The sequence below is a fragment of the Streptomyces sp. NPDC002573 genome, from assembly GCF_042889625.1.
Lineage (GTDB): Bacteria > Actinomycetota > Actinomycetes > Streptomycetales > Streptomycetaceae > Streptomyces > Streptomyces gibsoniae.
The window spans coordinates 23,046-36,495 of the sequence record NZ_JBIARC010000070.1; the positions used below are offsets into that span (position 1 = coordinate 23,046).

The 13,450-nt window shown below is 69.3% G+C and carries 15 protein-coding genes; 13 read left to right on the forward strand and 2 right to left on the reverse strand.

Translation table 11 applies throughout. The features are described 5' to 3' along the window. The first annotated feature begins 133 nt into the window (after nucleotides 1-133). The 5 genes from dop (at nucleotide 134) to prcA (ending at nucleotide 4,151) form a co-directional block, all read left to right on the forward strand. Nucleotides 134-1,645 (forward strand): depupylase/deamidase Dop, encoded by a 1,512-nt coding sequence (gene dop, locus ACFYX0_RS38490; protein WP_355909049.1) that lies wholly within the window; start codon nucleotides 134-136, stop codon nucleotides 1,643-1,645. Between the two features lie 180 nt (nucleotides 1,646-1,825). Continuing rightward, on the forward strand, nucleotides 1,826-2,044 hold the full coding sequence (locus tag ACFYX0_RS38495; RefSeq protein ID WP_181794039.1) for a ubiquitin-like protein Pup: 219 nt from the start codon (nucleotides 1,826-1,828) through the stop codon (nucleotides 2,042-2,044). Nucleotides 2,045-2,120: 76 nt separating this feature from the next. After that, nucleotides 2,121-2,540 carry an endonuclease domain-containing protein gene (locus ACFYX0_RS38500; protein ID WP_388978115.1) on the forward strand — a complete coding sequence of 140 codons (420 nt, stop codon included), beginning with the start codon at nucleotides 2,121-2,123 and terminating at the stop codon, nucleotides 2,538-2,540. Beyond that, nucleotides 2,492-3,337 carry a proteasome subunit beta gene (prcB, locus tag ACFYX0_RS38505; RefSeq protein ID WP_388978096.1) on the forward strand — a complete coding sequence of 282 codons (846 nt, stop codon included), beginning with the start codon at nucleotides 2,492-2,494 and terminating at the stop codon, nucleotides 3,335-3,337. Before ACFYX0_RS38500 ends, prcB begins: the two co-directional genes overlap by 49 nt. 61 nt (nucleotides 3,338-3,398) lie before the next feature. Next, on the forward strand, nucleotides 3,399-4,151 hold the full coding sequence (gene prcA, locus ACFYX0_RS38510; RefSeq protein ID WP_355909054.1) for a proteasome subunit alpha: 753 nt from the start codon (nucleotides 3,399-3,401) through the stop codon (nucleotides 4,149-4,151). Between the two features lie 103 nt (nucleotides 4,152-4,254). Here the strand turns inward: prcA and ACFYX0_RS38515 are convergent, their stop codons facing one another. After that, nucleotides 4,255-5,268, reverse strand: coding sequence for a LacI family DNA-binding transcriptional regulator (locus ACFYX0_RS38515; protein WP_388978099.1), 1,014 nt, complete (start codon nucleotides 5,266-5,268; stop codon nucleotides 4,255-4,257). A gap of 119 nt (nucleotides 5,269-5,387) precedes the next feature. Here ACFYX0_RS38515 and ACFYX0_RS38520 point away from each other — a divergent pair, with 119 nt between their 5' ends. The 7 genes from ACFYX0_RS38520 to ACFYX0_RS38550 all read left to right on the forward strand — a co-directional run bounded on the left by ACFYX0_RS38520 (nucleotide 5,388) and on the right by ACFYX0_RS38550 (nucleotide 12,134). After that, nucleotides 5,388-6,647, forward strand: a complete 1,260-nt coding sequence (locus tag ACFYX0_RS38520; protein ID WP_388978118.1) for an MFS transporter — start codon at nucleotides 5,388-5,390, stop codon at nucleotides 6,645-6,647. 9 nt (nucleotides 6,648-6,656) lie between these two features. After that, complete coding sequence (gene pafA / locus ACFYX0_RS38525; protein ID WP_059125684.1) at nucleotides 6,657-8,018, forward strand: Pup--protein ligase; 1,362 nt, start codon at nucleotides 6,657-6,659, stop codon at nucleotides 8,016-8,018. 124 nt (nucleotides 8,019-8,142) lie between these two features. Continuing rightward, complete coding sequence (locus ACFYX0_RS38530) at nucleotides 8,143-9,153, forward strand: FKBP-type peptidyl-prolyl cis-trans isomerase (RefSeq protein ID WP_388978101.1); 1,011 nt, start codon at nucleotides 8,143-8,145, stop codon at nucleotides 9,151-9,153. Between the two features lie 71 nt (nucleotides 9,154-9,224). Continuing rightward, entirely contained in the window at nucleotides 9,225-9,596 is a 372-nt protein-coding gene (locus ACFYX0_RS38535) for an FKBP-type peptidyl-prolyl cis-trans isomerase (protein WP_355924607.1), read from the forward strand. Between the two features lie 208 nt (nucleotides 9,597-9,804). After that, complete coding sequence (locus tag ACFYX0_RS38540; protein ID WP_355924605.1) at nucleotides 9,805-10,758, forward strand: WYL domain-containing protein; 954 nt, start codon at nucleotides 9,805-9,807, stop codon at nucleotides 10,756-10,758. Between the two features lie 18 nt (nucleotides 10,759-10,776). Beyond that, complete coding sequence (locus ACFYX0_RS38545) at nucleotides 10,777-11,805, forward strand: helix-turn-helix transcriptional regulator (protein ID WP_388978104.1); 1,029 nt, start codon at nucleotides 10,777-10,779, stop codon at nucleotides 11,803-11,805. Between the two features lie 2 nt (nucleotides 11,806-11,807). After that, nucleotides 11,808-12,134, forward strand: coding sequence for a hypothetical protein (locus ACFYX0_RS38550; RefSeq protein ID WP_388978106.1), 327 nt, complete (start codon nucleotides 11,808-11,810; stop codon nucleotides 12,132-12,134). A gap of 205 nt (nucleotides 12,135-12,339) precedes the next feature. Here the strand turns inward: ACFYX0_RS38550 and ACFYX0_RS38555 are convergent, their stop codons facing one another. Next, the gene (locus ACFYX0_RS38555; RefSeq protein WP_388978109.1) at nucleotides 12,340-12,672 is read right to left on the reverse strand and encodes a hypothetical protein; all 333 of its coding nucleotides are present in this window, start codon (nucleotides 12,670-12,672) and stop codon (nucleotides 12,340-12,342) included. Nucleotides 12,673-12,936: 264 nt separating this feature from the next. On the opposite strand from ACFYX0_RS38555, the gene ACFYX0_RS38560 reads away from it, so the two are divergent. Then, on the forward strand, nucleotides 12,937-13,131 hold the full coding sequence (locus ACFYX0_RS38560) for a hypothetical protein (RefSeq protein WP_311699136.1): 195 nt from the start codon (nucleotides 12,937-12,939) through the stop codon (nucleotides 13,129-13,131). Nucleotides 13,132-13,450: the final 319 nt, after the last annotated feature.

The following is a 13,450-nucleotide window of genomic DNA, read 5'->3' on the forward strand; positions in this document are numbered from 1 at the left end:
CGCAAAGGCGTTCTAGGCTCTTTCGTACCGCCGCGTCGCGCCGTGCGGGGACGGGCACCGCACGCGCACCGGAGCACCAGCGGTACTTGAGCGCCGCCCCCGACCGAGGGCGCCGCCTGGCAAGGAGGGCCGCATGACCGTACGGCGAGTAATGGGCATCGAGACGGAGTACGGCATCTCCGTCCCCGGCCACCCCAACGCCAATGCCATGCTCACCTCATCCCAGATCGTCAACGCCTACGCGGCGGCGATGCACCGGGCCCGCCGGGCCCGCTGGGACTTCGAGGAGGAGAACCCGCTGCGGGACGCGCGAGGCTTCGACCTCGCCCGCGAGGCCGCCGACGCCAGCCAGCTCACCGACGAGGACATCGGCCTGGCCAATGTGATCCTCACCAACGGCGCGCGACTGTACGTCGACCACGCACACCCCGAGTACAGCGCTCCCGAGGTGACCAACCCCCGCGACGCCGTCCTCTGGGACAAGGCCGGCGAGCGGATCATGGCCGAGGCCGCGGAACGCGCCGCCCAGCTTCCCGGGGCCCAGCCGATCCACCTCTACAAGAACAACACCGACAACAAGGGCGCCTCCTACGGCACGCACGAGAACTACCTGATGAAGCGGGAGACCCCCTTCTCGGACATCGTGCGCCACCTCACGCCCTTCTTCGTCTCCCGCCAGGTCGTCGCCGGCGCCGGCCGCGTCGGCATCGGCCAGGACGGCCACGAGCACGGCTTCCAGCTCAGCCAGCGCGCGGACTACTTCGAGGTCGAGGTCGGCCTCGAGACGACACTCAAACGGCCCATCATCAACACACGGGACGAACCGCACGCGGACGCCGAGAAGTACCGCCGGCTCCACGTGATCATCGGCGACGCGAACCTGTCGGAGATCTCGACCTATCTCAAGCTGGGCACGACCGCCCTGGTCCTGTCGATGATCGAGGACGGCTTCATCGCCGTCGACCTCGCCGTCGACCAGCCCGTACGCACCCTCCACCAGGTCTCCCACGACCCCGGACTGAAGCGCCTCGTCACGCTCCGCAGCGGCCGGACGCTCACCGCCGTCCAACTCCAGATGGAGTACTACGAGCTGTCGCGCAAATACGTGGAGGAGCGCTACGGGACCGACGCCGACGACCAGACCAAGGACGTCCTGGCCCGCTGGGAGGACACGCTCAACCGTCTGGAGCGGGACCCGATGAGCCTGGCCGGCGAACTGGACTGGGTCGCCAAGCGGGAGCTGATGGAGGGCTACCGGCGCCGCGACGGCCTCGACTGGGACGCCGCCCGGCTGCACCTGGTGGACCTCCAGTACGCCGACGTACGCGCCGAGAAGGGCCTCTACAACCGTCTGGCGGCCCGGGGTCGCATCAAGCGCCTCCTGGACGAGGACGAGGTCGAGCGGGCCCGCACAAAGCCGCCGGAGGACACACGCGCGTACTTCCGCGGCCGCTGCCTGGAGCAGTACGCGGACGACGTCGCGGCGGCCTCCTGGGACTCGGTGATCTTCGACCTCCCGGGCCGGGACTCCCTGCAGCGCGTCCCAACCCTCGAACCGCTTCGCGGAACGCGTAATCACGTCAAGGAGCTCCTGGACCGCTGCCGTACGGCGGAGGACCTGGTCAGGGTGCTTTCCGGCGGCTGAGCGGGTGTGCGGGCGCCTCGGCCGGGCAGGGTAGTAAATCCCGGCGTCCGGGAATCATCGAGGCGGTCCCTGTACTTGGAGCAACCACGGGGCCGATGTCGGACCGGGCTTGTAGGGTCTGATCATCACCGATCGGCAGGAATGCCGACCATGTCGGGCGAACTGAGCGGGGTGAGGGTTATGGCGACCAAGGACACCGGCGGCGGACAGCAGAAGGCCACGCGCTCCACGGAGGAGGTCGAGGAGCAGGCGCAGGACGCGCAGGCCTCCGACGACCTCAAGGAGCGACACGAGAAGCTGAGCGACGACGTGGACTCGGTTCTGGACGAGATCGACGACGTCCTCGAGGAAAACGCCGAGGATTTCGTGCGCTCCTTCGTTCAAAAGGGTGGGCAGTAAGCCTCTCTTCCCTTCGCATTGAAGGTGAACGAGGGGTAGGGGTGGCGACCAGGTTGTAGGTGCAGTGCTGCGGGCGGTGCGGCGAGGTCATGCCGCCCGCAGCCTTCTCCGTCGGGCGGACGAACCTCGACGGCTCGCGGCACCGGGGCTCGAGCGCCGGCGGGCCAGGGCGGGACGCTTCCGCCGTCCGCCGCTGTCCCGCAAGCTCACACGTACCGCCAGTGCCGCGGAGAGACGGAGCCGCGCGGCCGAGCGTGACCGGCTGACGGCTTCCCGCGGGGGTGTCCGCCGTGTCCGTCGGGCGGCCCCTGCGACCCAGGTTGATCAGAGTCATGAGACGGGTAGGGTCCGTGGCGTACTGTGCTTCAACTGCAATTCCGGCCTCGGCCTGTTGGGGGACGACCCCGAAGCGATGCACCGAGCTGCCGACTACCTGGAAGGAAACGCGTGGAAGCCAACCCTCGTAGCACCGGGCGTCTACCGGCCGCCTTCCTGACGCCCGGGTCGGCGTCCTTCATGGACTTCCTCTCCGAGCACCAGCCCGAGCTGCTGCCCGGCAAACGGCAGCTGCCGCCCACCCAGGGCGTGATCGAGGCCCCGCACGGCACCACCATCGTGGCCACGGCGTTCCCGGGGGGCGTCGTGCTCGCGGGTGACCGCCGCGCGACCATGGGCAATGTGATCGCCCAGCGGGACATCGAAAAGGTGTTCCCGGCGGACGAGTACTCGGCGGTCGGCATCGCCGGCACCGCGGGTCTCGCCGTGGAGATGGTGAAGCTGTTCCAGCTGGAGCTGGAGCACTTCGAGAAGGTCGAGGGCACCCAGCTCTCCCTGGAGGGCAAGGCGAACCGCCTGTCGACCATGATCCGCTCCAACCTCGGCATGGCCATGCAGGGCCTGGCCGTGGTGCCCCTCTTCGCCGGGTACGACCTGGACCGGGAGAGGGGCCGCATCTTCTCCTATGACGTGACGGGCGGCCGCTCCGAGGAGTACGGCTACGCGGCCACGGGTTCCGGATCGATCTTCGCGCGCGGGGCCATGAAGAAGCTCTACCGTGATGGTCTGACCGAGGAGCAGGCCACTACGTTGGTGGTCCAGGCTCTGTACGACGCGGCAGACGACGACTCGGCGACCGGTGGTCCCGATGTCGCCCGCCGGATCTATCCGATCGTCACCGTGATCACCGAGGACGGCTTCCGCCGGCTCACCGAGGACGAGGCGGGTGACATCGCCCGTGCGGTCCTGCAGCACCGTCTGGACCAGCCGGACGGCCCGAAGGCCGCCTTGCTCTGACGCCGGGGCTGGTTGTGGTGAAGGTGATCGTGTGACTTTGACAGAAAGGGACGGATAACCGGTGTCGACGCCGTTCTATGTCTCCCCGCAGCAGGCCATGGCCGACCGGGCGGAGTACGCCCGCAAGGGCATCGCGCGCGGCCGCAGCCTGGTCGTGATGCAGTACGCCGACGGCATCGTGTTCGTCGGCGAGAACCCGTCCCGTGCGCTGCACAAGTTCAGCGAGATCTACGACCGGATCGGTTTCGCGGCGGCCGGTAAGTACAACGAGTACGAGAACCTCCGCATCGGCGGGGTCCGCTATGCCGACCTGCGGGGCTACACCTACGACCGGGACGATGTGACCGCCCGGGGTCTGGCGAACGTGTACGCCCAGACGCTGGGCACGATCTTCTCGAGTGCGGCGGAGAAGCCGTACGAGGTGGAACTGGTGGTCGCCGAGGTGGGGGAGACCCCGGAGGGCGACCAGATCTACCGTCTGCCGCACGACGGATCGATCGTGGACGAGCACGGCTCGGTGGCGGTCGGTGGCAACGCGGAGCAGATCAGCAGCTTCCTGGACCAGCGCCACCGGGACGGCATGACCCTGGCGGAGGCGCTGAAGCTGGCGGTGCAGGCGCTGTCCCGGGACACCAACGGCAGCGAGCGGGAGATCCCCGCCGAGCGCCTGGAGGTCGCGGTGCTGGACCGTACGCGTCCGCAGGCGCGGAAGTTCAAGCGGATCGTGGGCCGGCAGCTCTCCCGGCTGCTGCAGGCCGACGGCGCGAGGACCGTCGCCGAGGCGGAGGCCGACTCCGCGGAGGACGAGGAGTGATCCCGCGTCGCGCCTCGCGAGGGGCGTGACGCCCACCCCGGCACAACGCCGCGCGCCCCGGCCCTTTCCGGCCCGGGCGCGCGGCGTTGTGCCGGGGTGTGTCTCAGGGGCGGGGCGGGGCCGTGGAGCCCCGTACGACAAGCTCGACGGGGATGTCTCCCTGTTCCGGCGTACGGCCGTCCAGGACGGCGAGGAGGACCTCCATGCCGCGTTCGCCGAAGAGTTCCGCGTCGAGCCGGACGGTGGTCAGCTCCGGGTCCAGGGCGCTGGCGAGGGCGAGGTCGTCGAGGCCGGTGACGGAGAGGTCCTCGGGGACGCGCAGACCGAGGCGCCGGGCGGCCTTGTAGGCGCCGGCGGCGAGTTTGTCGTCGTCGCAGACGAGGGCGGTGGGCCGGGGGCCGGGGGCGGCGAGGGCGGCTTCGGCGGCGGCGAGGGCGTCCTCGATGGAGATGGGCGCGCGGGTGGTGCGCAGGGTGGCGCCGGGTGTGCCGTCGAGGCGTGCGGCCAGCTCCTGCGCGCGGATGCGGAAGGTCCAGGAGGGGACGTCGGCGGCGAGGTGGAGGAAGCGGCGGTGGCCGAGCGCGAGCAGATGGTCGGCCACCTGGCGCACGCCGTCGGCGATGTCGAGGTTGACGGTGGCGGCGCCGAGGCTGCCGTGCGGGTCGCTGTCCAGCATCACGAGGGGGAGCTGGTCGCCGCGGATGGCGGTGAGGGCGTCGGCGGCCATGGAGGAGGCGATCACGCCGTCGAGGGCCGCCTGTGCGGAGTGGAAGGGGTCCCTGGCGGGGCCGACGCCTTCGGGTGAGGGGTAGAGCACGACGCCGAAGCCGTGCTCGGCGGCGACGCGGGCGGCTCCGGTGTAGACGCCCGCGAAGAACTCGGTGGTGAGGGCGGGGACGACGAGGAGGACGGTGCGGGTGCGGCCGAGGCGGAGGTTGCGTGCGGCGAGGTTGGGCCGGTAGCCGAGGTCCCGGGCGGCCTCGCGTACCCGTTCGGCGGTGGCCGCGGAGACGCGCCCGCGCCATTTGTCGCCGAGGACCAGGGAGACCGCGGCCTGGGAGACTCCGGCGGCCTGGGCGACATCGCGGCTCGTGGGTCGCGTGCTACCTGATGCCACCGTGGGCCTGCTCTTTCGTCTGGACTCGTGGACAGCGCACATGGTACGTATGACGACGGACGTTATACGTACAACGTCCCGTGTGAACGACATGAGAGAACGACATGAGAGAGGGCGGGATGGCCGCGGGTTATCTGGAGATCCTGAGGGCGAGGCACGCCGCGCGTCTGCTCGTCGGGACGCTCGTGGGCCGGCTGCCGAACGCCACCGCGGCGATCGCGGTGGTGCTCTTCGTGCGCGCCGAGGGCGGCACGTACAGCCTCGCGGGTGCGCTCGCGGCGGTGTACGGGGTGGCCAACGCCGCGGGGCAGCCACTGCTCGGCCGGCTGGTCGATCTGCACGGCCAGCCGCGTGTCCAGCTGCCCGCCGCGCTGGTCTCGGCCCTCGCCATGACCGCCTTCGCGCTGACGGGCCTGGAGCCGCGCGTGGTGGCGTATGCCGCGATGGCGGTCGCCGGGCTGTTCACGCCGCCCCTGGAGGGCGGCCTGCGGGCGCTGTGGCCGTCCGTGCTGCGCCGCGAGGAGCAGATGCACACCGCGTATGCGATGGACGCGGTCGCGCAGGAGGTGATGTTCACCGTCGGACCGCTGCTGGTGACGCTCTGCGCGTCCCTGTGGTCGGCCCGGGTCGCGCTCGTGGTGCTGAGCGCTTTGGGGGTGCTGGGCGCCCTGTCGGTGGTCGTCTCGCCGCCGTCGCGCGCGTGGCGGTCGGCGCCGCGCGCCGCGCACTGGCTCGGCGCCCTGCGCTCGCCGGGGCTGCTGGTGCTGCTCGGGGCGTTCCTGTCCGTCGGGATCGCGCTCGGTTCCATCACGGTGGCGTCGGTGTCGTACGCCGACGGGCACGGCGGGGACACGGTGTACGGGTGGCTGATGGCCGGGCTGGGGCTCGGCGCGCTCGCCGGGGGCACGCTGTACGGCGCGCGGCAGTGGCGCGGTGCGCCGGAGCGGCGACTGCGTGTGCTGGTGGGGCTTCTGGCGGTGTGTTATCTGCCGCTGACGCTGGTGCCGGGCGCCGTGGCCATGGTGCTGCTGACGGTGCTGGCGGGAGTCTTCCTCGCACCGTGCATCGCCTGCGCGTTCATCATCGTGGACCGGCATGCGCCGACGGGGACGGTCACCGAGGCGTTCTCCTGGCTTGTGACGACGTTCACCGTGGGTGCGTCGGTCGGTACGGGGGTGGCGGGGCCGGTCGTGGAGGCGGGCGGGGCCCGGTGGGGGTTCGCGGTGCCGGGTGTCGCGGGGGCCGTGTCGTTGCTGGTCCTGCTGGCCACCGGACGGGTCCTGGCAGCTCCCGGGGAGGGCGCGGTGGTTGCGGCTTCATCGGAAAATGATCCAAACCGTGCTGTCGAACCCCGTTTCAGCTCGGGGGATCGGGCGTAATGTTCAGTCATGGACCGCCGCATTTTCGGGCTGGAGAACGAGTACGGCGTCACGTGCACGTTCAGGGGACAGCGCCGCCTGTCGCCTGACGAGGTGGCGCGGTACCTCTTCCGCCGTGTCGTGTCATGGGGCCGTAGCAGCAATGTCTTTCTGCGCAACGGTGCCCGCCTCTATCTCGACGTGGGCTCACATCCGGAATACGCGACACCCGAGTGTGACAATGTGATCGAACTGGTCACCCACGACAAGGCCGGTGAGCGCATTCTCGAGGGGCTGCTGGTCGACGCCGAGCGCCGCCTGCACGAGGAGGGAATCGCGGGCGACGTCTATCTCTTCAAGAACAACACGGACTCGGCCGGCAACTCCTACGGTTGCCATGAGAACTATCTGGTGGCGCGGCACGGGGAGTTCTCCCGGCTCGCGGACATCCTGATTCCGTTCCTGGTCACACGGCAGCTGCTGTGCGGCGCCGGCAAGGTGCTGCAGACACCTCGGGGCGCGGTGTACTGCGTGAGCCAGCGCGCCGAGCACATCTGGGAGGGCGTCAGCTCGGCGACCACGCGTTCCCGGCCGATCATCAACACCCGGGACGAGCCGCACGCAGACGCCGAGCGCTACCGCCGGCTGCACGTCATCGTCGGTGACTCGAACATGTCCGAGACGACGATGCTGCTCAAGGTGGGCGCCACCGACCTGGTGCTGCGCATGATCGAGGCGGGCACGGTGATGCGGGACCTCACCCTGGAGAACCCCATCCGGGCCATCCGCGAGGTCAGCCATGACATCACGGGCCGCCGCAAGGTGCGCCTGGCGAGCGGGCGCGAGGCCTCCGCGCTGGAGGTCCAGCGCGAGTACTACGAGAAGGCCGTGGACTTCTGCGAGCGCCGCGGCATCCGTACGGGCACGGTCGAACAGGTCCTGGAGCTGTGGGGCCGTACGCTGGACGCGATCGAGTCGGAGGACCTCGACCGGATCGGTACCGAAATCGACTGGGTGATGAAGTACAAGCTCATCGAGCGGTATCGCGCCAAGCACAACATGACGATGTCGCATCCGCGAGTCGCGCAGATAGACCTCGCCTATCACGACATCCATCGTCGTCGTGGTCTGTACTACCTGCTGGAAAAGAAGGGTCAAGCCACCCGGATCTGCAATGACTTGAAGATCTTCGAGGGCAAGTCGGTTCCCCCGCAGACCACTCGGGCGCGGCTGCGCGGCGACTTCATCCGGCGGGCCCAGGAACAGCGGCGTGATTTCACGGTCGACTGGGTGCATCTCAAGCTGAACGACCAGGCGCAGCGGACCGTGTTGTGCAAGGACCCGTTCCGTTCGGTGGACGACCGGGTGGAGAAGCTGATCGCCGGTATGTGAGGTTTCGTTCGGGCGGGTAGCCGGACGCAACGCGGGCGCCGTACGTTTGCCGTCCGGCGCCCTTGTCACGCCGTAGAGTTGCGCGCACGACAACCGTCAAGATCGATCGATACGAGGCCCCATCGTGCGCCGACGCTCGCTGCTCCTTGCGACTCTGCCCGCCGGACTGGTCACGCTCGCCGGATGCGGCGACAGTGGATCCGGCAAGAGCAAGACCGGCACCAGTCCGTCCCCCTCGGCCCCGGCAACGGCTCCGTCCGCCGCCCCGCCGCCGAAGATCGTGGAGGCGCCGCTGCCGGCGATCACCGCCGGGACCAAGTTCGGCGAGAAACCGACCGTGGCGAAGGGGCCGGGTGCACCGTCCAAGGACCTGGCGGTCAAGTCGGTGATCGCGGGCGGCGGCCAGATCGTCGCGGAGAACGACTACATCCAGGCCCACTACCTGGGCCAGATCTGGGACACGGCGAAGGTCTTCGACAACTCCTACGACCGCAAGACGCCGCTGGTCATCCAGCTCGCCCAGGGCGGCATCATCGACGGCTGGCGGTATGCGCTCCAGGGCAAGAAGGTCGGCAGCCGCGTGCTGATGGCCGTGCCCCCGACCTGGGGCTACGGCTCGCAGGGCAACACCCAGGCGGGTATCAAGGGCAGCGACACGCTGGTGTTCGTGGTGGACATCCAGAACTCGTTCAACGCGAAGAGCTCGGCCAAGGGCAAGGACGTGGCGCAGAACGACGCGAAGCTGCCGAAGGTCGGTACCAACACCGACGGCAAGGCCCCGTCCATCGACGTCCCGAAGGTGAAGCCGCCGACAGGCCTGGTCGCGAACTACGTGATCGAGGGCAGCGGCGACCAGGTCGCTGCGGACAGCACCGTCCTGGTGCAGTACAAGGGTGTGCTGTGGGACACCGGCAAGGAGTTCGACTCCACCTACGGCCGCGGGCAGCTGACGTCGTTCTCGTTGCAGCAGGTCGTCAAGGGCTGGGCCGAGGGACTCACCGGCAAGAAGGTGGGCAGCCGGGTCCTGATCGTCATCCCGCCGAAGCTGGGCTACGGCGACAACCCGCCCCAGGGCAGCGGCATCAAGAAGGACTCCACGCTGGTGTTCTCGGTGGACATCCTGGCGAAGATGTAAACCCTCGGGGCGATGTGAGAATGTCGGTCTTGCCGTAATGGCCTCAACCCCAACAAGCAGGAGCTTTTGACGTGAGCATCGAGAAGCCCGAGATCGACTTCCCGGGCGGCGAGCCGCCGGCCGACCTCGAGATCAAGGACATCTGGGAGGGTGACGGTCCGGAGGCGAAGGCGGGCGACACCGTCTCCGTCCACTACGTGGGCGTGGCCTTCTCCACCGGTGAAGAGTTCGACGCGTCCTGGAACCGTGGCGCCCCGCTGAACTTCCAGCTCGGCGTCGGCCAGGTCATCAAGGGCTGGGACCAGGGCGTGCAGGGCATGAAGGTCGGCGGCCGCCGCCAGCTGACCATCCCTCCGCACCTCGCCTACGGTGACCGTGGCGCCGGCGCCCGCATCAAGCCCGGCGAGACGCTGATCTTCGTCTGCGACCTGGTCGCGGTCTGATCCGATCCCCGGCCACCGGCGCCCGCTCGGGCCGGCCTCGCGCCCACGCGCCACGGCTCGAGTGGGATGCGTCCGGTGTGACAGGGGTGATCGGAACCGATCATCTTGCGCCCATGCCCGTGCGGGCATGGGCGCTCGGCTTTTGCCGTGCCCGCTGCGAGCGGTACGGTCGTCGATCGTAAGCACCATAGGGAGGCGAAGGGCGTCGATGGCCATTGCCAAGGCCGAGCGGCTGATGAACCTGGCGCTGTGTCTGCTCGGGACGCGGCGGCCGCTCAGCAAGCGCGAACTGCGCGAGTCCATCGAGGCCTATCTCGAGGCGGGGTCGGACGACTCCTTCAACCGGATGTTCGAGCGCGACAAGGACGATCTGCGCGAGCTGGGCCTGGTCATCGAGACCGTGGAGAACCTGGACGGCGAGATCGGCTATCTCGCCCGCCACGACAGCAACCGGCTCCCGCCCATCACGCTCGACGCCGAGGAGGCCGCCGCGCTCGGCCTGGCCGCCAAGGTGTGGCAGCAGGCCCGGCTCGCCGGTGCGGCGAGCGGTGCGCTGCAGAAGCTGCGCGCCGCGGGTCTGCCCGAGGACGTCGACCCGTACGAGGTCCATGGCGCCCTGGAACCCCGTATCCCCGTGCACGAGGCCGCCTTCGAGCCGCTGATGCTGGCCTGCCGGGACCGCCGCCCCGTCGTCTTCGAGTACCGCAAGGCCACCGCCGCGCGCCCCGAGCCCCGGCAGGTGGAGCCCTGGGCGCTGGAGTGCTGGCGCGGCCACTGGTATCTGGCCGGCTGGGACCGGGACCGGGGCGCGGAGCGTGTCTTCCGGCTGTCCCGGATCACCGGCAAGGTGCGCAGCCGCAGCGGCGGTTTCACCGCGCCGGTGCCCGACGTGGTCACGGTCCGGGAGACCGTGGCGAGCTGGGCGGGGGAGACCGCGGACCGCTCGGCCCGCATCCGGCTGCGTACCGGCGCCGGGTACCCCCTTCGGGCGAAAGCCACCGCCGTGCGGGAACTCGGCGACGGATGGGACGAGTTGGAGATTCCGTACGGGCACGGCCTCGATGCCTGGCTGGTCGAGTTCGGGCCCGATGTGGTGGTCCTGGACCCCGCCGAGCTGCGGGCCGACGTGGTGGACCGGCTGCGTGCCGTGGCCAAGGGCTGAGAAGGGGGACGAAGCACAGTGGCAGCCAAGCCGGCCAGGCCCGCGAACGCCATCGACCAGACCCGGCGGATGCTTTCCCTGGTGACGTATCTGCGGGAGCGTCCCGGTGCGCGCATCGAGGACGTCGCCCGGGCGTTCGGGATCACCGAGGACGAGCTGGTCTCGGACCTCGATGTGCTGCCCATGTGCGGCACCAGCTTCCGCGGGGGCGATCTGCTGGACATCGACACCGACGGTGAGCGCATCTGGTGGCACAACCCCGCCGCTCTCGGCGCGGAGGCCGCCGAGCCGCTGCGGCTGGCGGCCGACGAGGCGACCGCACTGCTCGTCGCCGCGCGGGCCGTGGCCACCCTGCCCGGACTGCGCGAGGGCGACCGGCAGGCGCTGCTGCGGGCCACCGCCAAGGTGGAGACCGCCGCCGGTGAGGCCGCGGGCGCCAGCTCACGCCTGTCGGTGACGTTCGAGTCGGAGGGCGGCGTCTTCGCGGACGTCGACCGTGCGATCTCCGAGCGCCGCCGGCTGTGGATCCGCTACTACTCGCCGGCCCGTGACGAGGTCACCGAGCGCGAGATCGACCCGATCCGTCTGGTCAGCGTCGGGCACACCTATGTGGAGGCGTGGTGCCGCCGCTCCGAGGCGCGCCGAACCTTCCGGCTCGACCGGGTCGCCGAGATCAGGATCCTGGACGAGCCGTCGGCGCCGCCGGAGGTCGAGCTGCGGGATCTGTCGGCGGGGCTCGTCCAGCCCGCCGCCGAGGACCCCGAGGTGGTCGTCGAGGTCGGCCCGGCCGGGCGCTGGGTCGCCGAGTACTACCCGCACGACCGGGCGGATGAGCTGCCGGACGGCGGGCTGCGTATCACCTTGCGGACCCCGGACCCGGCATCGCTGCGACGGCTGGCGCTGCGGCTCGGGCGGGACGGCCGGATCGTGTCGCCGCCGGACCTCGCGGAGAGCGCCCGCCGGGCGGCCCGTGAGGCGCTCGCGGCGTACGACGAGCCGGACGGAGTTCAGGACGGGCTGTACGACAGGCAGGAGCAGGGTCTGTGAGCATGTCGGCGATGTCTGGTGCGTCGGAGCAGTCGGGTGCCGCGGCGGGTGCGCCGCAGGCGCCCGGGGTGGCGGAGATGTCGGTGCGGACGGCGTTCGCCGGCATGCGCCGCGTGGCCGACGTTGTGTTCAGAGCCGGCTGCCCGGACTGCCGGGCCCGTTTCGAACTGGGTGCGAGCGCGCTGCGACTGGTGATCGGCGCCAGCAGCAAGACGACGTTCTACTCCTTCACCTGCCCCGAGTGCGCCTCGTCCGTGCGCAAGCCGGCGGGGGAGCGCATCATCGAATTGCTCACCGGAGGCGGGGTCAGGACCCTGCGGCTGCACTGACCGGTTATCGGTGGCATGGCGGCTCATGTCGGCGATGATATTCAGCGCGGATCAGCCGTAGGCTTTTTATTGCATTCGAAGCCCCAAACGTGAGGGGGCCGCGCCACATTGCTGTGACCCGGCCCCCGAGCAGTGGCGAGACATTATCACCCGTGCTGGTCCGAACGAAATTGCCTGACCGACGGGAATTTTGCCTTGCGGCAGGTCAGCAGTGACCGCCCCTGGAGGACGAGAAGGTCATGGGCTTGTTGTACACCACGGTGTGGCCCTTGCCGTCCGCAGCCACATCGGCGCACCACTTGTTGTCGAACAGCGCGTTGGTGGTGCCGGCGATCGCCGACTTCACGGTGCAGGTGTTGTGGTAGTAGATCGTGTAGGTCGCGCTTCCGTCCCCCCAGGAATAGTTGAAGCAACCCACGCTGCCACGGTGCACGGAATCCGCCGACATGGTGGCCGCGCTCGCCGGCGTGGCGGCGGTTATGCTGAGAATTGCGACAGAGCTGGCAGCGATGAGGCTGAAGCGCTGCTTGAGCTTCATGTTTCCCCCATGAAATTGTATGGATGAAAGCCAAGGGAAACACAACGGATTGGCCGTCGATCCATTTCATGGACGACAGTTATCGGCGTTCCCCCGGCCTCAGGTCGAGCCGATACTAAACGGAGATCAATGTCGCCTGTCAAGATCAGTTGTTCGAGAAGACCGCCGCCATCTGTTTGGCCGGACTCCACGGCGCGGGTCTCTCTCCCTCCGGTCCGTCCGCTGATCGAACGGAACCGTCCAGGACCGTCTAGGCTCGGCGTCATGTTCTGGCCGATGTTCGCAGTAGCTCTGGGTTTCGTGGGACTTGCCGTCCTCGGTGTGCTCGCCGTCCGCGTCTTCCTGGAGACGCAGCGCCTGGGCAGGCAGGTCTCGGACGCGGCGCGCCGTATCAACAGGGCGGCCGAGGACCTGGAGCAGGCGACCGTGAGCGCGACCCGGGCGGCAGACTCCCTGTGAGCCACACCGGGAACTCCTGTGAGCTTCCGAACGTCGTGCGCTATAGGGCACTTCGCCCTCGCGGCTGGGTACTCTGCTACTCGTGGTCCGGAGAACAAGGCACGGTCCGTAGAAGCGGAAGTACGCACAGGGATGGTCCCGTGTTCATCCCTTGACGATACGATCGCTGCCAGCACGATGGTCAGACACCTGTCCGACCGGTCACATGCACTGCTGCCCCGCCTCAGTGAGAAGGTGAAGACTATGTTCCGCAACGCACTTGAGCCGTGGCACCTGGTGCTCCTGGTTCTGGTGATCGTCCTCGTGTTCGGCTCGAAGA